This window comes from Streptomyces wedmorensis (assembly GCF_000716445.1).
In the GTDB taxonomy this organism is placed as follows: Bacteria; Actinomycetota; Actinomycetes; order Streptomycetales; family Streptomycetaceae; genus Streptomyces; species Streptomyces wedmorensis.
Window position 1 is genome coordinate 1 of sequence record NZ_JNWK01000070.1, and the last position, 19,986, is coordinate 19,986.

Here is a 19,986-nt window from a genome sequence, read left to right on the forward strand (position 1 = left end):
GGCGGATCTTCCGCAGGTCCCGATGCAGTCCCAACCGCATGACGTCAATCGCCAAGGCCGTCCTCACACTGGAGCTGCAACGCTGAAGAAGCTCACTGAGGCCGTCCTCACCATCGAGAGGCGACGCTGAAGATCCATAGTGAGGCGGCACGTCGAGCAGCCCGGACACGGCTGGAGTCGACCACCGCCCGCGACCAGTCGAGCTGCCTGGCCGAGCGCAGTATCTGGTGCACGACCAGGTGGAGCTGGTCCCCAATGCCGGCCTCGTTCGATGCGGCAAGCCGTCGCCAGCAGGTCATGCCGGAGCCGAGCTCCTGGGGCAGGTGCTGCCAGTGGACGCCGCGTGCAGCACGAACCGGATCCCGCACTGCGTCGGCTGGCCAGTCACCCGAGGCCGGCCCGCCAGCCACCACAGTTCGTCCGACACCATCCACGGCCGAGGGTTCCTCTCCCCTTCGGTTTCGCAAGATGATGGCTCGGCCTGTGGCGGATGCCCCAGGGCCGATAACTGTGGGTCGCACCCGTGGGTCCCCGTCAACCGCCTCCAGGGGGCGGGCCCGGCGATCACCGTCCGTCGCCGCCAGGAACAACCCGGCAGTCGCGTCCTCGAAGAAGGGGCGATACAACAATTCCAGCCATGTGCACATCAACCACGGATCTGACAGTCTGACGTCCCTCGCGGCTCCTGGCACGCGGTCACGGAGCCCGGCCAATCGAAGGAGAGACGTGCTCAGACTTCGCAGAGCCTTGCTCGCCGTACCTGCCGCCGTCGCATTGACACTCGCCCTGCCGAGCAGCGCGTGGGCGGCGAGCGGCAGCGCGAGCAACTACATGTGGGCGGGTCACGCCAGCGCGACGTGGACGTGGTCGGGGCCCGGCAGCCTGACCAACATCGACCTGCATGTTGAGGACGACAACTGCAACAGCAACCCGGTCTACGCCCAGCTCCGGGTTACCCGGTCCAACGGCGGTGTCTGGTACACCAGCACCCACCGGTACGACTACAACGGCTGTAGTGGGTCGGGCACGAACCACAACGACCTCACCCTGTCCGACGGCTACAACATCAAGTACATCGCCCTGTACGTGTGCAATGACGGCACCTTCAACGATTGCATCGTGGGGCCGAACTCCAGCGCCAACCCGCTCGCCTGAGTACGCCTGCTGTGAGGATGCTGGGCGTGCGTCACACGCCCAGCATGTCGTTCGCCCTATCTGCCAGCAGTCGTCGCATGGTCTGTCCGTGGAGAATCCACCACACTCGAGAAAATAGAGCCTCCACATACGAGTTGGTGCGTGATAGCGGGTGAGTCGTGTTTGCCCTGCTCGCGGCGTTGGTCAGGGAGCGGTGTTGCGGTCGGAGACCAGGGCGGCGATAGCTCGGTAGGTGTCGGGAAGGACATCCCGCCGGTGGGTTCAGCGGGTCACTTACTTCCAGCGTTTGTGGTCGGCGAGGGCGTGTTCGACGGTGATCCGTTGTGAGGAGTGTTCGTGTCGCTGGCGTTCTCAGTGTTCGACGAAGGGCGCTATTGCTCCTGGTCGTAGTTTGCGTGGTGGGGTGAGGGCCTTACTGAGGTTGATCCCTGGAAGTGGACACCGGTTTTCATGCGATGAGTGACAGCGTACGTGTCGTGATCAGTTGCTGTTCGAACTCGGGTGGTGTGAGGTAGCCGAGCACGGAGTGGCGATGGCGCCGTTTGTAGTACGACAGCCAGCGGAACAGATCGAGCCGGGTCTGTGCCTTTGAGGTCCATCTGCGTCCGTGGAGCAACTCGCTTTTGAGGCTTTGGAGAACGACTCGACGAGGACGTTGTCATAGCTCGAGCCGACCCGGCCCATGCTGCGCCGGATACCGTGCCGGCGGCAGACGTCGGCGAAGGCAGCCGCGCTGTACTGGGCGCCCCTGTCGGTGTGGAAAACGACGCCGTGGACCCGGCTGCCGCAGACTGCCACGACCATCTCGATCGCGTCGGTGACCAGCGAGGTGCACATGTGGTCGGTGATCAACCAGCCCACCACCCGCCGCGAACAGATGTCGATCACCGTGGCGAGGTAGAGCCACGTCGCGCCGACGGCCATGTAGGTGATGTCGCCGCACCACCTGGTGTTCAGCTTGTCGGCGGTGAAGTCGCACATCACCAGGTCCGGCACGGGCGGCGCGGTCCTGTCGGTGATCGTCGTCCGCTTCCTCTTCCGCAGATGCTGGCCGATGATGTGGTTGACCCGCATTAACCGGGTCACGCGCTTGCGGTTGATCCGGTGTCCACGGGCACGGAGCTCGGCATGGACGCGCGGGACACCGTAGGCGTCATAGTGCTCGGCATGGATGGCGCGGATCTCGCTCAGAGGTCGTTCTCGTCCGATGTTTCATCCCGATATCAGCTGTTTCGCGGTCATTCTTGGGTCGCGCCAGGAGATCGTGTTCTCGCCGGTGAGGCGGCGGGCCATGAGGCCGGTCATGGCGAGGTGGATCATGGCTTCGGAGCGGGTCGGGAGGGTTTCGCAGTCGCGGGCCAGCCGGCGGTGGAGCATGAGCCATCCGTAGGTCCGCTCGACTGCCCACCGTTTCGGTATCGGGGTGAATCCCCTGGTCCCCGGGCTTGCGGCCGGTGATCTCCATGTCGATGCCGAGAGTGGCGGCGTGTTCGACGAGGTGCTGGCGGTAGCCGCCGTCGACCCACACCTTGCGGATGCCGGGGTGGCCGGCGGCGACCTGGTCGAGGAGGTGGGCGCCGGCGACGGAGTCCTGCACGCTGGCCGCGGTGACGAGCACCGCGAGGAGAAGGCCGAGGGTGTGGGTGACGATGCTCCGCTTCCTGCCGACGATCTCCTTTCCCGCGTCGACGCCCTGGCCGGCAGCGGGGACGCTGGTGGAGGTCTTGACGCTCTGTGCGTCGATCACACAGGCCGTCGGCTCGGCGTCCCGGCCTTCCTTCTCGCGCAGCAGCTGCCGGAGCAGGCCGTTGAGCTGGGCGAACACGCCCTCGTCGGCCCATTTGGCGAAGGAGCCGTAGACCGTGTTCCCGTATGGGAAGTCGTGCGGAAGGTAGCGCCACTGGACCCCGGTGCGGTCCACGTACAAGATCGCGTCCATGATGTCGCGCAAGTCGTGCTCGGCCGGCCGGCCGAAGCCCAGGGCCCGGCCACGGCGCTCGAAACGCCACGCGGACAGGACCGGCTCGATCAACTCCCAGCGGGCATCGGACAGATCACTCGGATACGGACGTCGCTTCGGCATGCTTCCGGCCTACCGCTACGAACCGCATGCGCCCAGGCGCACAGTAACGACAACGGAAGCACGCGTTCTGAAGGCCAGGCGTCTTGGGATGAGACAGGCACAAGTCATTTCCCACCTCACCTGCCACCCCACCTGACCAGCAAGAACCAACCCGCATCTCCAGCAGCGCGAGCACCACAACCCGGCGGCCAGAAAATAGCCGGATACAGGGGCAGGTCAGGCGAAAACGACCTCTGAGTTGTGGTTTGCGAAGTGAGCGGCGAGATCGACATCGAAGCCCGCGGCTGCGTGAACGACGTATTCGCCCAGATCGCTCGGCATGCCATGACGGGCGTCGTGATCGACGGCCAGATGCACGGGGTCCAGGGAAGCAACAACCGCGCAACCCCTACAGGGTCACAGACCGGGATCCTTCTCCGTCATCCAAGGAGCTGCGGAAGATCGCAAATCTCCTGCAACTCCTGGTCGTCTCGGCCCCCGACCGAGACGACCGAACACCCCGTCACAGACGGTGATCACCATGAGCGTTCTTGCGCTGAGCAATCTGCGCGAGCATCTTGGCACCCGGCAGGCTGCTGCTCGGTCAGACGAAGGTCGGCGATTGCGCACGAGGCCACGCGCTCTTCACGCAGGCTTGGAGGGCCGAAGTCCATCCTCACGGCATGGCTCCTTCACCGCTTGCCGTCACGGCCTGTGCCCTGACATCGAAGGACCGGCAGGAGGGGTGAGCCGAGCGAGCCGGAGAGCGCGATGTGGCGCCCCGGGACGGAATGGTTCGCTTGTACGGCGGGGGCCTGTCCGGTAGGAACCTCGGATGGGCAGGTACCCCGGATTCCCGTGGGGGCAGCCGGTGGGCCGCTCTCCGTCATCGATGGCCTCGGCTCCGGCCCCCCTTCACATCACGGCCCGCGCCAGAGGTTGGCAAAGGCCGCGTTCTCGATGGTCCGCCTCTGACGGACGGCCTCCAGCTCCATGACCGCGTCGTGCACAGCGGCAACCACAGAGGTGACCGCCTCGTCGTCGAGGCCCGGCTCTACGACGGAGGGTTCAGCACTGACGCCGAGGACCGAAGCGAGGGCGGTCAGGACAGGTTCCCGCCGCTCCCAGCGGTCGATGGCGGCGTGACGGGACGGAGTGTCGACCGGTTCCATGCGTCGCGCGCCGAACGACAGGCGGCCGCCGGCCTTCTGCGTCAGTTCACCGTCGGCCTCCAGCGCGGTCTGGTAGGTGGCAGCGAGGTCCCTGCCCCGACGCCACAGCCAGTCGTCGACGCGCTCGTACGGGGTCTGCCGGACGATCCGCGCCCCTGCCTCACCGAGGAGCCGGTCGTCAGGGGCCGACGGCTCACCCGGCACGACACGGTCGCCCTCCAAGGTGACACCCCCGGCACCGAGGAGATCGATCAGCTCGGCGCCCGCGAGCGCGAGCGACAGGTCTCCCTGCCCGACGGCTGGCTCTTGCCCGGAGCTCATCGCGATGATGAACAGGTCTTTCGCCGTGGTCATGAACGGCTCCCCTCGGATGCATAGATGAAGGCGCCCCGCCCCTTCCCGGCTGTGACGCCGGGGAGGCGGTGGCACCCTGCCCCTGCAAGTATCGTCCCGGCCCGCCGCTTGCGGCCCGGTCTCGGCCGAATCGCGATCAACGGCCGATCACGCGGACCGGGTGCACCCTCCGCCGTCAGGACAGCGCACGACGTCTCAGGAGGTCTCAGGGCCACCCGTCCATCCGCAAGCGGCACCCTCCCACCGCCGTCGTGCGGTGGCGAGGTGCCCGGTGACGCGGTGACGTGCTCCGGTCCTCCTCATCTCCCTCACGGCACGGCGATGTCGCCCCTCGACGCGGCGTTCTGCTTCCGCATGATGCGTGCAACGTGGTGCTCCACGGTGCGGGTGGACAGCACCAGGCTCTCGGCTATGTCCCGATTGGCGCGGCCTTGGACGACGAGACGGGCCACGTCCTCCTCGCGCGGGGACAACCGATCACCGTATCCGAGGCGGCCTCGGCGGTGGGTGGTGACGATGGCGTGGCGGCGTAGCAGTCGCTGGCAGCGGGCGACGTCCCAGCGGGCGCCCAGGTGCCGGTAGACCTCGACCACGTCCTGGATGCCTCGGGCTGCGGCCTCTCCGTGCAGGTCGAGCAGGCAGCGTCCCCGGGTCTCCGCCGCGCGGGCGGCGTCGAGGGGGCGGTCGAGCAGCCGCCACTGGGCCTCGGCGTCCGTCAGCAGGCCGATGGCCTCATCCGGCCGGTCCACGGCTTCCGCGAGCAGTGCCCTGCACACGGTCAGGGCCGCGTGGGCGGCGGGCGCGTCGCTGTTCACGGACCCGGCCGCGAAGTCGGCGACCAGCCGCCGGGCGCGCTCCGTACGGCCGCTGCCGTGGAGGGCCTCCACCGCCACGGGCAGCACCTCGCCCGCCCACACCCAGCCCTGGGTGCGTTCGATGCGGCGCAGCACGTCCTCAACGGCCTCGCACGCCTGCCCGGGGCGTCCGGCCTCCAGGTGAACGCGGGCGGTGGCTGCGGCCGACGAGGTGAGGATGAAGCCCGTGTCATAGCAGGTGGTACGGGCGGCCTCCGCGAGGTCGTGGCGGGCCCGGGGAACGTCGCCGAGCACGTGGAGCGAGGTCAGTCCGCGTACCAGCATCGCCTCGGCTGTCAGGTCCGGTATCTCCTGGTAGAGCCGGGTGGTGTGGTCGGCGGCCGCGTGCAGGTCGTCCCAGCGGCCGCCGTGCCAGGCGAGGACCAGGCGGGCGGTCTGGATGAGTCCTTCCAGATAAGGGCTGCTGGTGTCGGCGAGGCCGGTGACGGCCCGGTCGAGGAAGTCCCGTGCCCGTGTGCCGTATCCGAGTGCGCTGGTTGCGTGCGCCAGATTGGTCCAGCCCCGGGCGTGGTGCGCGGCCTCCATCGCGGTTTCGGCCGGTCCGTGCAGGGCCTGTGCGGCGTGCCATGCGCGTGGGTCGCCCACGAGCATCAGGGCGGTGGCCCGGTTGGCGGCGATGGCCGCCCGGGCGACCGGGTCGGTGACCTGCTCCGCGAGCGCCTCGCCGCGGTCCAGCCAGTGCCGGTGCCGGTCGACGGGCCAGCCCTGGATGGAGGGGATGGCGGCGACCGCCATGGCGCGTGCGGCGGTCTGCGGATCGGACGTCTCCAGGTCGGGAATGGCGCGAGCGACCTCTTCGAGGCTGTCCAGCGCCCCTCCGGTCTGGTTGCGCAGGACCACGCTCAGGTGCAATCGGATCTCGCCGCGCAGGCGCGGCGGCGGGTCGTCCTGGTCGAGGACCGTGCGCACAGCGGCGACCACCTGCTCGCCGGCACGCGCCAGTTGGGCGGTGCGGGCCAGTTTCGCGGCGGTACGCACCCGTCCTGCGGCGCGCGGATCCTGGACGACCGCCTGGGTGTACAGGCAGGTGGCCGTGGCGTAGTCGCCGGTGGCTGCCGCGCGATCGGCGGCGACCACCAGGCACCGTAGGGCTTCGCGGACGTGTCCGGCGGCCGTGTACAGCCGGGCGAGGTCGACCAGCGGCACTGGTCCGTCCCCGGTGCGGTGCAAGGTCCGGGCCGCGCGCAGGCTGAGCCGTGCCACTCGGGGCCCCGGCAGCCGGGCCAGCGCGGCCCGGCGGTCCAGCGGATGACGGAAGGAGAGCAACGTTCCCTCGGCCCGCAGCACGGATCGCCGCAGGCACGCGTCGACGGCAGCTTCGGCCGGCTCGGGCGGGCACTGCGCCATCTCGGCGAGGGCGGCGAGGGAAGCCGGCCGGTCAAGGACTGCCGCCGCGGCGAGGATCCGCCACGCGTCCTGGAAGAGCGGCCCGCACCGCCGGGCGAACTCCCGCTCCACACGACCGGGCACCCCCGCCTCTCGTACGGCTCGTACGGTGGTGAGTACCGGCCCGTTCCGTGGTCCGTCCGTTCCGCCGACCGTCAGCAGTTCCCCGGCGTCGTCGAGCAGTGCTCCGGCGGCTGCGGGCAGTCCGCCGGACAGCTCGTACACCAGTGCCGCAAGCTCCGGCAGCTCATCCGGTCGCACCTGCGAGCGTCCTCCTGCCCACAGGCGGACGAAGTGCTCCGTCTCCTGCGGTGTCCAGGGTCGTACGCGGATCTCCTCGCACCGCCCTCCTCTGGGGGCGCGGACGCCGAGGACCGGCAACCCGGGTGCGGCGTCCTCGGTGACGACCAGCCGTAGCCCGGCAGGCATCGTGCCCGTCAGGTGGTCGAGCAGCCGGAGAGTAGCGGGGTCGGCGAGGTGGATCTCCTCCAGGACCAGCACGGTGTCACCGAGCGAGGCGAGCAGCATCCCCACCGCGCGGGGCATCAGTACGCGTCGTACCTCCGGGTCCGCGGCCGACGCGGGCGGGCTCGGCAGCCGGTCGGCCAGCTCGGGCACGACGAGGCCCACGACTCCGGTGAGCGGCGGCATCCGGTCGGGCGGACCGGGGCGGTAGGGCAGTTGGGCCAAGGCTGAGGTGACAGCTTCCAGAGGTACTGGCTCCGCACTGTCCGGGCAGGTTCCGCGCAGCTGTGTCCATTCAGCGAACTCCGCGCCGCCGAGCACCTCGTCGACGAGCCGCGACGTCCCCGCCCCGGCCTCCCCCCGAACGACCACGATGCTCCGCCCCGCGCGCAGGGCCTCCCGAAGCCGTCGTGCCTCGTCGTGCCGTCCGACGAACCCGGCCTCCTCGGCCCCCAATTCGCCGTGTGGTGCATCGAAGGGACGTCTCTCCACGGCTCCGCCTTTCGCCGGCCACTCACCCGGTAGCTCCGTCGAACGCCGCGGAGTGCCTTGTGGACCGGACTCCCCGCGCATTCCTGTCCGGGGAGGGCTGCGGCGCCTTCCGGGCAGGTGGGTCTACTCGCAGGTGGTCTACCCGCAGCGGGGCCGCCGTCGCAATAGGGGGCGACTACCCAGGGAATTCCATCGGCCCGACACGGTCGCCGCCGGACGACGGGGAGCGATGGCCCGTCCCCACTCTTTGGGTAGTGCTACGCATTGCTGGCCTCTTCCCGGGTGGCCGAAGCTCTGGGCGGTCCGGTCGCGCCGTCCCCATCCACCACGGTCCCCAACCGCTGGAGGTAGGGGGTGGCAGCACCCCACGCAGTCGTACGGCGTGACCGGATCCGTGCGTCGCGGAGCCCGCTCCGTACGCCACGTCACCTCGCCCCGTCGTCTCGGGCGCCGCCATCAGAGGCGCCCGTACGACCGTCCTCGGCCGACGGATCGTCAGGGTCCTGACCTGGATCGACGTCCCGGCCGACCGGCGGCCATCCTCCGGGCGCGCTCTTCCCATCCCTGACGGAGCGCGCCCGGAGCAACCGGCGGGGCGGATGCCGCCCTCCGGACATCGAGCCGTGTCCGGACACCTCCCGCGAAGGAAGCAGTCATGGAGTTCGAAGCTCGCGCCCTGCGGCGCCTGCTCGCCGTCAGTACCAGTGCCGCCTTGCTCGCCGTGGCCTGCGCGACCGCCGCGGCCTCTGCCGCGCCCGCACCGCCGGGCGGCGGGGAAAGCCGCATCGTCGGCGCGGACCGTCCCGGCGCGGTCGAAGGCTCCTACATCGTCACCTTCAAGAATTCGGTCTCCTCGGCCGACGTGTCCGCCTCCGCCCGTGCTCTGGCCAAGCGGCACTCGGGCAGTCTGCGCTACACCTACACCACCGCCCTGCGCGGCTTCGCCGTCCGGATGTCGGAGAGCGAGGCCCAGGAACTGGCCGCCGATCCCACCGTGGCTCGCGTGGAGGCCGACGCCGTGGCGCACGCTGTCGACACCCAGCCCTCGCCGCCCTCCTGGGGCCTGGACCGCGTCGACCAGCGCAGCCTTCCCGTGGACAAGAGCTACACCTACGGGACCACCGCCTCCAACGTGAACGCGTACATCGTGGACACCGGCATCCGCATGAGCCACCGCGACTTCGGCAATCGCGCCGTCAGCGGCTACGACTTCATCGACAACGACTCCAACGCCTCCGACTGTCAGGGACACGGCACCCACGTGGCGGGTACCGTGGGAGGCGGCTCCTACGGTGTCGCCAAGGGCGTCAAGCTGATCGGCGTCCGCGTGCTGAACTGTCAGGGCACCTCGGGCGACACCTGGGCCCCGGTCCTCGCGGGCATCGACTGGGTCACCAAGAACGCGGTCAAGCCGGCCGTGGCCAACATGAGCATCGGCGGCGGAAAGACCCAGTCGGTGAACGACGCGGTCGCGGCCTCCATAGCCTCCGGCGTCACCTGGGTCGTCGCGGCAGGCAACAACAACGCCGACTCGTGCTCCTACTCCCCGTCCTCCACCCCGTCGGCCATCACGGTCGGCGCCACCAACAGCCGCGATGCCCGGGCCACTGGCTGGTCCAACGGCCAGGGCTCCAACTACGGTTCCTGCCTGGACGTCTTCGCCCCCGGCGACAGCATCGTCTCCACCTCCAACTCCAGTGACACCGCCTCCCAGACGATGAGCGGCACCTCCATGGCCTCCCCCCACGTCGCCGGCGCGGCCGCCCTGCTGCTCGCCGCCAACCCGACCTGGACCCCGGCCCAGGTCCGCGACAAGCTGGTCGCCGACGCCACACCCGATAAGGTCACCGACGCCCGCACCGGCTCCCCCGACAAGCTCCTCTACACCGGCACCGGCGGCACCACCCCGCCGCCGACCGGCAAGAAGTTCGAGAACACCGACGACTACCAGATCCGCGACAACGCCACCGTAGACTCACCCCTCGCGGTCACCGGAGTCACCGGCAACGCCCCCTCGAACCTCGCCGTCACCGTCGACATCCGCCACACCTACCGCGGCGACGTGAAGCTGGTACTGGTCGCCCCCGACGGCACCGCCTTCCTCCTCAAGGAATACAACTCCAACGACAGCGCCGACAACATCCAGGGCACCTTCACCGTCAACGCCTCCGCCGAGTCCGCCGACGGCTCCTGGAAGCTCCGCGCCACCGACAACTGGACCAACGACACCGGCTACATCAACGCCTGGTCGCTCCAGTTCTGACCCCGCCGCTTCCTGCGTGACGCGGGTCCCATGCCCAAGGGGCGGCCTCGTTCCCGGCGGAGTCCGCCGGGAACGAGGCCGTCCCGCCGTTCACGACCGAGGCTCCTCCGTCGACGGAGGAGCCCCTTGGGAGAGCGGTGGTTCGGAGATCAGAAGACGCTGACGCCGTAGGCACTGAGGGCTTCGGTGACGGGCTGGAAGAAGGTGGTCCCTCCGCTGGAGCAGTTGCCGCTGCCGCCGGAGGTGAGGCCGAGGGCGGTGGTCCCGGAGAACATGGCGCCGCCGCTGTCGCCGGGCTCGGCGCAGACGTTGGTCTGGATGAGGCCGTAGACGATGTCGCCGTTGCCGTAGTTGACGGTGGCGTTGAGGCCTGTGACGGTACCGCTGCGCAGGCCGGTGGTGCTGCCGCTGCGCTGGACGGACTGTCCCACGTAAGCGTTTCCGGCGCCGGTGATGTCACGGTAGCTGCCGTTGTAGAGATAGACGCGTCCGTCGGCTGCGGAGGCGTTGGAGTGACGGATGATGCCGTAGTCGTTGGTGGGGAAGCTGGTTCCGGCGCGCGTGCCGAGGACAGTGGTGTTGGCGGAGTTGGTGTACCAGGTGCTGCCGATGTTGGTGCAGTGTCCCGCCGTCAGGGCGTAGTAGGTGCTACCGCTGCGGACGTTGAACCCGAGCGAGCAGCGGCCGCCTCCGGCATAGATGGCCTGGCCGCCGGCGATGAGCTTGTTGATCTTCCCGGCGGTCCGCTCGATCTTCAGGTTCTTGGCGTTGTCGCCTGCCGCCTTGCGCAGGGTCGCGAGGTCAGCCTGGGAGACGGTGGAGTCGACGGTGACGACGACCTTTCCGGTGGCCTGGTCCGTGTACCAGGCGGAGCCGGCCACGTCGGCCTGAAGGACGGCGTTGCTGGTGGTGGCCAGTGTGGCGGCGGTGGCCCGCGCGGTGTCGGCCTCCTGCGCCGACGAGGTGGGGACGGTCAGGGCCGAGGCGGCCACGACGGCGCCGAGCACGGCGATCAGTCGGCTGCCTCGGGTGATCCTGACGCGACGGGTGGAACGGTTCACTGCATCCTCCGGTGGGGGTGGTGGGGCCGCCTGGGTGAGCGGCCCGGTGGAGCACGGATCGGCGACAGTAGCCGCCATGAACCTGTCAATTACTTGAAGGGAATCCTCAACCCCCCGCCGCGGTGCCGCAAGGCGCCCTTCCAGCCGCTCTACGCGCGTCCACACCCCAGGGAACATCCGACAAGATCAAACAAATCGGAACCCACCCTTTGCCAGGAATCTGAAAGTCCGTCAGTAAGTTGCAGAAGCCGATTGCTAACCGGAAGCCCACCTCCCAGTCCCATTCCGTCCCGGCCCGACTCGAACAGGTACGAAGGGTGGCCTTGCCGGCAGGTGGAGCCCGTTTCACCGCGCATCGAGATCGGGTTCCGAAAGAGTGCTGATGCAATCGCGGGGGCCCGATGGACAGGCTGCCGACGTCCTGCGTGATCTTCTTGAACTTGAGTGAAGGTTCCCTGTCCATGGCGTCCCACGTTGGCAGCAGCGCGGTTGGAACCACACGCGCGCATGGCAATGGCGAGTTATCGCCCATTCTGCGGGGTGGCCGGATTCCGGCGCATCAGGGTGGGGCGTAGCCGAACTCCCGCCTCGGAGAAGGATGCTCACCTCACGTGCAGCGCGATGCCCACGGGCCTGGAACGGGCATGGCCGAAAGGGCGCTCCGAGGCGATCGTCACGACAGGGGCCAGTGGTCCGCACCTCCGGATAAGCCGAACAGGAACAAACGACTCCGTACATCAACGCCCCACGCCCCACTCTCCGCGAGCAGAGCGGCGCAAAGCACCCCTCGAAGAGCCCTTACGAGCTGGTGCGCGACAGAGGTTGAGGGGTGGCCGCGCGAGGACCGAACAAGATCGCCTTGCCGCACGTGCACGCCACCGGAGAAGAGGCTCGGCACGACCACCTATCGAAACGCATCACCGTCGAGCACCCGCTCGCCGACCACAAACTTTGTGATTCTGCTGTGTGTGCCGGTAGGACGTTCCCACTGATCATCCATGTGGGGAAGTCCGTGCGCACGGCGCGACCACTGGTGCTCCTGGCGGCATTTGTCATGGCCGTTCTGGCAGGCACAGAACAGGCTGCACTCGCAGTGGACCACTGGGCCACCTCAAAGACCGGCCGTGGAGCCGGCGAACTGCCCGAGCAGGGCTGGGGAACAGCGCGCGGTCGGGGCCACAGCGCCTCCGGCGATGCCACCGACGCCACGGCGGGAGGGGGACGCAGCGGAGTGCTCAAGGCGCCGGGCGAACTCCGGCCGGACGGCGACACCGCGCACCAGCGGCTGGGCGGTGCGCCCAAGCGGCCGGCCAGGACGCCGTTCGTCAAGGTTGCCACGCCCGCAACGCCGCAGCGCAAGAGTTTCGACACGAAGGCCAGCGCCGGGCTGCCCGCCGAGCGCGCCAGGCTGATGCCGATCTCGATTCTTGGTTCTGGCCGAGTTCCGTGAAATCGCAGGTCAAGAGTCGCATGAGGGAACGTGCCAGCAGGGCATGCCTCAGTGGTGGGGGTCTGTTCTCTGGATGATGTGCTGTTCCAGGACGTGGATGTGCGGTTGGAGGCCGTGGAGTTCACGGCTGAGGTGCTGGAGGTGGTAGCGGCGGCGTGCGGTCCGCCGCACAAGTGCCCGGGGTGCCGTGCCCGGGCTCGGCGGGTGCATTCCTGTTATGAGCGATCTCTTGCCGAGCGGCCCTTGTCTGGGAAGAAGCTGCTGGTCAGGCTGCGGGTCCGGCCGTTCTTCTGTGACCGGGCCGCGTGCCGACGCCGGACGTTCGTCGAACAGGTCAGCGGGCTGAGCGAACGGTATCGCCGCGCCAGTCTGGGTCTGAAGGCCTGGCTCTACCAGGTCGCGGTCGAGCTCGGTGGGCGGCCCGGCGAACGGCTGTGCCGCCGCATGCACCTCACCGCCGGACGAACGCGACTGCTGGAGCTGCTGGTTCCTCCGCCGGTGCCGCAGCGAGCTCCGAGGGTTCTCGGTGTCGACGAGTTCGCCTTCCGCAGGGGCCGCGCCTACGGAACCATCCTCGTCGACGTGGAAGCCGGCCAGGTCGTGGATGTCCTGCCCGACCGTACCTCCGAGACCTTCGCCGCCTGGCTGCGCGAGCATCCAGACGCCGAGATCATCTGCCGCGACCGGGCCTCGGCCTACACCCGCGCAATCAAGGAAGCGGCGCCCGACGCCGTGGAAGTCACCGACCGCTGGCACCTGCTCCAAAACCTAGCCTCCGCAGTGGAGAAAACCTGCCACCAGCACCGCGCCTGCCTGCGTAAACGCGTCGACGAGGTGACAAGCCGCATCCCGGAGGCACCGCCGCTGATGCAGCTACCTCTCCACGAACTACCGCGAACGCCGATCATCGACCGGACCCGGCACCGCCACGCTGACGTCCAGAAGCTCGTCGCCGCAGGCTGGACCATCAGCGCCATCGCCCGCCGCCTCCACCTCGACCGCAAGACCGTGCGGCGCTTCCGAGACACCGACCTCGACCAGCTCCTGGCCTCGGCAAACGAACGCCAGCCGGCCGGAGTCCTGGACCCGTTCAAGCCGTACCTGAACACCCGATTCACCGAAAGCCTCGGCCAGGTCAGCGGCAGCCACCTCTTCCTGGAAATCTGCGAACGCGGCTACCGCGGCAGCCGCCAGGTCGTCCGCAAACACCTCACCGCCCTCCGCGCCGGCCACACCGAACCCATCCGCGCCGACATCCCCAGCCCCCGCAAGATCACCAGCTGGATCATGCGACCAAGAGACAGCCTTCCACCCGAACTCGAACGCCGCCTCCTCGACGTTCGGATCGCCTGCCCCGACATCGCCCGAGCCTGCGACCTCGCCCACGCCTTCGCTGAGCTCCTCCGCCACCGACGCGGATTCCTACTGAACGAGTGGATCCGCCAGGCCGAGCAGGACGCCCCGAAGCCGATCAGCGGTTTCGCGGGATTCCTCCGACAGGACCTTGCCGCCGTCACTGCCGGCCTCACCCTCCACTGGAGCTCAGGCATCGTCGAAGGCCACGTCAACAGAGTAAAAACCCTTAACTGATCGTTTCAGAATGAGGTTCGTAGGCGCCTCAAGCAGATGATGCTGCAGGCGAGTTGAAGCAGGGCGAGGTGGAGATCGGCACGTATCTCGTAGCGGATCCGCAGTCGTTTGAACCGGTGGAGCCAGGCGAAGGTCCGCTCGACGACCCAGCGGGTCTTGCCCAGGCCGGAGCCGTGTGGGACACCGCGTCGGGCGATCTTGGGTGTGATGCCGCGGGCCCTCAGGACGCGGCGGTACTTGTCGTAGTCGTAGCCGCGGTCGGCCGAACAGCCGGCCCGGCCGGTGCCGCGGCCGCCCGACCAGGCCGCGGATGCGAGGGATCGCGTCCAGCAGCGGCGTCAGCTGGGTGACGTCGTGCCTGTTTCCGCCGGTCAGAGTCACGGCAAGGGGAGTGCCATGCCAGTCGGTGATCAGGTGGTGCTTGCTGCCGGGCCGTGCGCGGTCGACCGGCGAAGGTCCGGTGTGAGCCCCCCTTTCAGCGCTCTGACGTGCGAGCCGTCGATCGCGCAGTCGTCCATGTCCAGCAGACCTGCCTTGCGCAGTTCGGCCAGGAGCACTTCGTGCAGGCGGGGCCAGACTCCGGCCTCGGTCCAGTCCCGCAGACGCCGCCAGGCCGTCACTCCGCTGCAGCCGGTTCGCTCGGCAGGCACGTCTCTCCAGCTGACGTTCTTGCGCAACACGTACACGATGCCCCGCAGGGCCGCACGGTCGTCCGCCGGCAACCGCCCCGGATAACGATGACGCCGCGGCGGCCGGGGCGGCAGCAGCGGAGCGATACGTTCCCACAGGTCATCAGGCACAAGATCATCCGACACCCTCAACACTCTGCCGTCACCAAGCCCGACCGCCAACCCCCAGCAGCGAACTCATTCTGAAACGATCAGTAAGAGGGCATCTGATCAACGTTCACGTTGATGTGAGCGGGATGCCCGTTTCGATTCGCCAGGTTGGTGTGGATTCTCCGGTGAGTTCGCGGCTCATTTTGTTAGCCATCGCCCAGTGGATCATTGTTCGGGATCTTTGCGGCAGGGCCTCGTAGTCACGCGCGAGGCGGCGGTGCTGCATGAGTCAGCCGAAGGTCCGCTCGATCACCCACTGATGGCGCTCTTTAAACCTCCCCCGAGGCCGCGCGGCCCACCATCCCTGCAGCAAGTCCTGACGTCATCCCCATGCGTCGCAGCTAAGCAAACGCACGTCACTGACCTTGTCGACCCCAGGCGGCGGCAGGGTCAGTCGGCGTTTTCGAACGAGGCACCGATGTTGTTCCACATGAAGGCGTCCTTCCAATCCGGGCGCCCCTTGGCCCAGCCTCTCAGGGCGACGATCACCTTCTCCTGGGAGATCGTCCGGGTCTGGTAGTGCTCTGCCGCCGTCCCGTCACGGAACTCCAGCTGATAGGTGTTGTCATCCCTCAGCCACACCTGCACATACCAATCACCGGCCGCCTCATCGTCGACACGCTCGACGATCACGAAGGCGTTGCCCCGCCCGAGGTTCGCCACCATCCGGCTCAAGGCCGTGGGCCCCGGACTCCTCACCTGACGACCGTGCTCGTCTCTCGCTTGCAGCATGGCCAGATCATCCCCCACAGCTCTGACACCAGTCGAAGAGCAACTACGTCACGCCGGCTCTCCGCTCCCCACGTTCCCCAGTTGGTTCACTCCGTGAACCAACTGGGGCGAAGAGTAGCTCTGAGGAAAATTCGGGATCGGCATCACCACCGCTTGGGGAGCGGCTGGAAGCCCTTCTCTTTGGGTCGCTGTACCACCTCCACGTCGATGCCGATGTGGGCGCCGTGCTGGATGACGCTGGTCTGGTAGCCGCCGTCGGCCCAGATCTTGGTCACGCTCGGATGGGCCTCGGCCAGCTCGGTCAGAGCCTGCTTGCCGCCGGCGGAGTCATGGACGGATGCGGCGGTGACCAGGACGGTCAGGACCAGTCCGAGGGTGTCGGTGATCAGGTGGCGCTTGCGCCCTTTGATCTTCTTGCCGGCGTCGATGCCCTGACTCGCCTCGGCGATATTGCCCGAGGTCTTCACGCTCTGCGCGTCCACCACGGCCGCGGACGGCTCCGCCGTTCGGTCGTTCGCCCGGCGGGTCCTGTCCCGCAACAAATCGTGGACCTGCTCGGTGGTTCCGTCCGCCTCCCACTTGGCGTAGTAGTCGTAGACCGTCTTGAACGGCGGGAAGTCGTGGGGCAGGTACTCCCACGGGATCCCGGTGCGGTTGACGTAGAGGATCGCGTTCACGATCTCTCTCAGGTCGTGAACACGTGCCGCCGCCCCGGGCCCCGAGCGGGCGGCCCGCCAGACGGCGAACACGGGCTCGATCAACGCCCAGCGGGCATCGGAGACGTCACTGCGATACGCCCGTCGAGAGGTCATGCCCCGGACAACGAGCACTACGGCCTGCGGTCACAAGACCATCCCAAAACACCAACTACCTAGATCAGATGCTCTCTTACAGGACGCGGTCACGCCGACCTGACTCTTCACCTAACTGAAGGAGAGCGATGCGTCTCATACTGGTTCGGCGAGTCGGCTAAAGGTCCATACCGCCTGGTGGCTGCGGTCCGTCAGCACTGAGGTTCCCGAACGCCGCATCAACCAGCTTCAGCCTCTGCATGGAGAACCGGTCGATCTTCAGTTGCCAGCAGATCGCGTACGTGGTCGCCTTCGGAGGCCTTGATTGCGTCGAAGATGTCCAGCGCCTCCTGCCAGCAGGCACGCGCACGATCAGCACCGCCCAGGGCACTGAGAGCCTTCCCAAGTACGACAAGTACGTTGCCCAGGCGCCAGTTCCCACCGATGTCGCGCAGTGCAAGGGCTTGCTCAGCGTGCGTGGCGGCTAGAGAGGGCTGGTTTGCTGCCAGGTAGGCCTCGGCGAGTCTGAAGTGAGTCATGGCTTCCCACAGAATCTGGCGGCCTTCGCGGAAGGCTGGTAGTGCCTGGCCGAGTTGGTGCGTCGCTTCGTCGAGCCGACCGGCCTGTGTGAGGGCCAGGCCGAGCGCGTAGCGGCCGTTGGCCAGGCGAAGGGGCATGTCCATCCGCTCGTAGATGGCGATGCCCTGTCGGGCGAGTTCGATGGCGCTGTCGATTCGCCCCAAAGCAGCGTGGATGCGAGAAAGATTGCAAAGTGCACTAGCCTCGCCAACAAAATTGGCATCGCCCCGGAAACCATCGAGAGCAGCCAGCAGGTGCCGCTCGCCATCGCTGTAGCGTCCTTGGTAAAGGGCGATGAGGCCGCGCTCGTTGGGAGCCCAGTATCTGACCAGGAGGTCGTCGGTCTCCTGAGCCAGCTTCATAGCCTGACGCGCTTCGTCGTCGGCTTCAGTGAAGTGGCCGGTGATCATGTAGACGCTGCTGAGGGTGGTGCGGGCGCGAGCCTCGGCGCCCCGGTCGCCGGCGGTGCAGGCAGCGTCGCGCAGGGATCGGGCAGCGGACTCGTACTGCTTGGAATGGGCTCCGGATTCAGCGAGGTCCCTGGCAGCCCACAGCAGATCCACGGCTCGGCGCAGTGCTCCAGGCCGCCTGACGGCCTGGAGCACACAAGACAGGAGCTGGGCGGCTTCGCTATGGAGCCATTCCAGGGCGGCCTTCGGCTCAGTGAAGGTCAACCCGTGGTGGTGGGGGTCGGACAGGTGCGCGGGCAAACGATCGCCGGGGCGTTCCAAGGCATAGGCCTGAGCAGCGGTGGCCAGGTAGAAGCCCAGGAGACGGTCCAGTGCGGTCTCCCGCTCGCTTGGCTGCTCGTCTCGTTCGGCACAGGCGCGTGCATAGAGGCGCAGCAGGTCGTGGAAGCGGTAGCGGCCGGGAGTGACGGAGTCGAGGAGGGAGCAGTCGGCAAGGGTCTCGAGGAGGTCCTCAGTGGCGTGTTCCGGCAGGTCGAGGACGGCGGCTGCAACGGCTAGGGAGATGTCAGGTCCCTCAACGAGGCCGAGGAGGCGAAACGCGCGGGCCTGGGCCGATTCCAGCTGGCCGTAGCCCAGTTCGAAGGTTGATTTGACGGCGAGATCGCCGGCTTGGAGTTCGTCGAGGCGTCGTCGCTCATTGGCGAGCTTGGTGGCGAAGTCGGCGACAGTCCAGTTGCGGCGGGTGGCAAGACGGGAGGCGGCGATGCGGATGGCGAGCGGTAGGAAGCCGCATGCTTCGACGACGTCGAGGGCAGCCGTGTGTTCGGCCAAGACACGGTCTTCGCCGACGATCCGGGTGAAGAGCTGGAGCGCCTCGTCCGGGCTCATCACGTCGAGATCGATCAGGTGTGCCCCGGCCAGCCCTGTCATGCGTACCCGGCTGGTCACGAGAGCCGCGCAGCTGGCGGCGCCCGGTAGGAGCGGACGGACCTGCGCGGCGTCACGGGCGTTGTCGAGCAGGACCAGGACGCGGCGGTCATCAAGGAGCGAGCGGTACAGAGCGGACCGTGCTGGCAAGGTGTCGGGAAGGTCGCTGGAACGGACTCCCAGCGTGTGCAGGAAGTCGCCCAGGACCGCTTCCGGATCGACGGGTTGGAATGCCGTGCCTTGAAGGTCGACGTAGAGCTGTCCGTCGGGAAAGTTCGGGCGGGCGGCGTGCGCGACGTGGACGGCGAGGGTGGTCTTGCCGATTCCGCCGATCCCGGCGAGCGCTGAGATCGCCATGACCTGGCCTTCGGCGCCCGCAGACAACGTGTCGCTGAGTTCCTTGACCAGGCTGGAGGCTCCTGTGAAGTCAGGCACAGCAGCAGGTAGCTGGGCGGGACGCACCTTGAAGGGAGCAGCGAGAGCAGGCGGTACCTCGACGTGGGCAAGTTCCGCATCGGCGTGCAGGATGCGCTGCTGGAGCCTGGACAATTCGGGACCCGGTTCCAGGCCGAGCTCGTCCATGAGGAGCCGACGGGTATCTGCGTAGACGGCGAGAGCCTCGGCCTGTCGGCCGCTGCGGTACAGGGCGAGCATGAGCAGTTCCCGCAGCCGTTCCCACAGCGGATGGGCGGCGGTCAAAGCGGTGAGTTCGGATACCGCCTCTGCGTGGTGGCCGAGTTCCAGATCGAGTTCGATCCGGCTCTCCGTCAGCTGAAGCCGCCATTGCTCGAGCCGCGCGCGCTCGGCATCAGCACGCGGCCCGGGTACCCCAGCAAGAGCCTCACCGTCCCAGAGGCCGAGCGAGCGGTTCAGCAGCGTGCGGGCGGACTGCCGATCACCGGATGCGCGGACCGATTCGGCTTCATCGGCAAGGCTTCTGGCAAGGCCGAGGTCCAGCGAGCCCGGGGGAATGTGGAGGGCGTAGCCTCCGGAGTCGCTCACGAGGTCTGGGCTTGCGAGTACCTTCCTGAGCCGTGACATGTACGTGCGCATGACGGCCATGGCTTGCGCAGGCGGGTCATCGCCCCAGACAGCGTCAATCAGCTCCGCCGCGGTGGCGGTGCGGCCGTCTGCCAGCAGCAGGACGGCGAGCAGGGCACGCTGCTGAGGGGTGCCGATGGGAAGGGCGTCGGGTCCGCGCCAAGCGCGGACCGGGCCGAGCACCGCAAACCTCAGAGTCCCCTCGTCTGTAACGTCCACTTCGCCTCGAACCACCGTTTCCCCGACGCCGCCCTGCCCGTATGCAGGGCGTACATCATTCGTATATCACCGGCTGTCAGCGTGGTTGACCTGACGTCCACCACCAGACTGCCCAGTCCGGAG

10 protein-coding genes and 7 pseudogenes are annotated in these 19,986 nt (G+C 68.0%); 5 read left to right on the forward strand and 12 right to left on the reverse strand.

What is annotated here, in order from left to right:
* Positions 1-86: pseudogene (locus OO54_RS45390) on the forward strand (IS5/IS1182 family transposase); the annotation flags it as partial.
* 640 nt (positions 87-726) lie between these two features.
* The gene (locus tag OO54_RS35700) at positions 727-1,155 is read left to right on the forward strand and encodes a hypothetical protein (protein WP_157856569.1); all 429 of its coding nucleotides are present in this window, start codon (positions 727-729) and stop codon (positions 1,153-1,155) included.
* Positions 1,156-1,338: 183 nt separating this feature from the next.
* Here OO54_RS35700 and OO54_RS47850 read toward each other — a convergent pair.
* The 6 genes and pseudogenes from OO54_RS47850 to OO54_RS35720 all read right to left on the reverse strand — a co-directional run.
* A pseudogene (locus OO54_RS47850) lies at positions 1,339-1,569 on the reverse strand (transposase family protein); the annotation flags it as partial.
* 34 nt (positions 1,570-1,603) lie between these two features.
* Positions 1,604-2,346, reverse strand: a pseudogene (locus OO54_RS41970) (IS3 family transposase); the annotation flags it as partial.
* A 21-nt stretch (positions 2,347-2,367) separates the two neighbouring features.
* Positions 2,368-3,238: pseudogene (locus OO54_RS41975) on the reverse strand (IS5 family transposase).
* 216 nt (positions 3,239-3,454) lie between these two features.
* Positions 3,455-3,595, reverse strand: coding sequence for a hypothetical protein (locus tag OO54_RS46115; protein ID WP_157856570.1), 141 nt, complete (start codon positions 3,593-3,595; stop codon positions 3,455-3,457).
* 542 nt (positions 3,596-4,137) lie between these two features.
* Positions 4,138-4,743 carry a GOLPH3/VPS74 family protein gene (locus tag OO54_RS35715; RefSeq protein WP_033211055.1) on the reverse strand — a complete coding sequence of 202 codons (606 nt, stop codon included), beginning with the start codon at positions 4,741-4,743 and terminating at the stop codon, positions 4,138-4,140.
* A gap of 308 nt (positions 4,744-5,051) precedes the next feature.
* Complete coding sequence (locus tag OO54_RS35720; protein ID WP_033211057.1) at positions 5,052-7,961, reverse strand: ATP-binding protein; 2,910 nt, start codon at positions 7,959-7,961, stop codon at positions 5,052-5,054.
* 655 nt (positions 7,962-8,616) lie between these two features.
* On the opposite strand from OO54_RS35720, the gene OO54_RS35725 reads away from it, so the two are divergent.
* Positions 8,617-10,224 (forward strand): S8 family peptidase, encoded by a 1,608-nt coding sequence (locus OO54_RS35725; RefSeq protein ID WP_033211059.1) that lies wholly within the window; start codon positions 8,617-8,619, stop codon positions 10,222-10,224.
* A gap of 149 nt (positions 10,225-10,373) precedes the next feature.
* Here the strand turns inward: OO54_RS35725 and OO54_RS35730 are convergent, their stop codons facing one another.
* Positions 10,374-11,285 (reverse strand): S1 family peptidase, encoded by a 912-nt coding sequence (locus tag OO54_RS35730; protein WP_033211061.1) that lies wholly within the window; start codon positions 11,283-11,285, stop codon positions 10,374-10,376.
* A gap of 829 nt (positions 11,286-12,114) precedes the next feature.
* On the opposite strand from OO54_RS35730, the gene OO54_RS45400 reads away from it, so the two are divergent.
* Both OO54_RS45400 and OO54_RS35740 read left to right on the forward strand, forming a co-directional pair.
* Positions 12,115-12,735 (forward strand): hypothetical protein, encoded by a 621-nt coding sequence (locus OO54_RS45400; protein ID WP_106970168.1) that lies wholly within the window; start codon positions 12,115-12,117, stop codon positions 12,733-12,735.
* Between the two features lie 78 nt (positions 12,736-12,813).
* The gene (locus OO54_RS35740; RefSeq protein WP_157856571.1) at positions 12,814-14,325 is read left to right on the forward strand and encodes an ISL3 family transposase; all 1,512 of its coding nucleotides are present in this window, start codon (positions 12,814-12,816) and stop codon (positions 14,323-14,325) included.
* A gap of 5 nt (positions 14,326-14,330) precedes the next feature.
* On the opposite strand, the pseudogene OO54_RS44355 reads toward OO54_RS35740, so the two are convergent.
* The 5 genes and pseudogenes from OO54_RS44355 to afsR form a co-directional block, all read right to left on the reverse strand.
* Positions 14,331-15,140, reverse strand: a pseudogene (locus tag OO54_RS44355) (IS5 family transposase).
* Between the two features lie 91 nt (positions 15,141-15,231).
* Positions 15,232-15,423 (reverse strand): annotated as a pseudogene (locus OO54_RS48650) (hypothetical protein); the annotation flags it as partial.
* Positions 15,424-15,554: 131 nt separating this feature from the next.
* Complete coding sequence (locus OO54_RS35750) at positions 15,555-15,896, reverse strand: hypothetical protein (RefSeq protein ID WP_234439637.1); 342 nt, start codon at positions 15,894-15,896, stop codon at positions 15,555-15,557.
* Between the two features lie 146 nt (positions 15,897-16,042).
* A pseudogene (locus tag OO54_RS35755) lies at positions 16,043-16,708 on the reverse strand (IS5 family transposase); the annotation flags it as partial.
* 218 nt (positions 16,709-16,926) lie between these two features.
* Positions 16,927-19,878, reverse strand: a complete 2,952-nt coding sequence (gene afsR, locus OO54_RS35760; RefSeq protein ID WP_033211065.1) for an SARP-family global regulator AfsR — start codon at positions 19,876-19,878, stop codon at positions 16,927-16,929.
* Positions 19,879-19,986 lie beyond the last annotated feature (108 nt).

Bases quoted from the DNA above. Each gene is read 5' to 3' on its own strand.
- OO54_RS35715 (WP_033211055.1), bottom strand. From the start codon at position 4,743: ATGACCACGGCGAAAGACCTGTTCATCATCGCGATGAGCTCCGGGCAA.
- OO54_RS35750 (WP_234439637.1), bottom strand. From the start codon at position 15,896: ATGCTGCAAGCGAGAGACGAGCACGGTCGTCAGGTGAGGAGTCCGGGG.
- OO54_RS35725 (WP_033211059.1), top strand. From the start codon at position 8,617: ATGGAGTTCGAAGCTCGCGCCCTGCGGCGCCTGCTCGCCGTCAGTACC.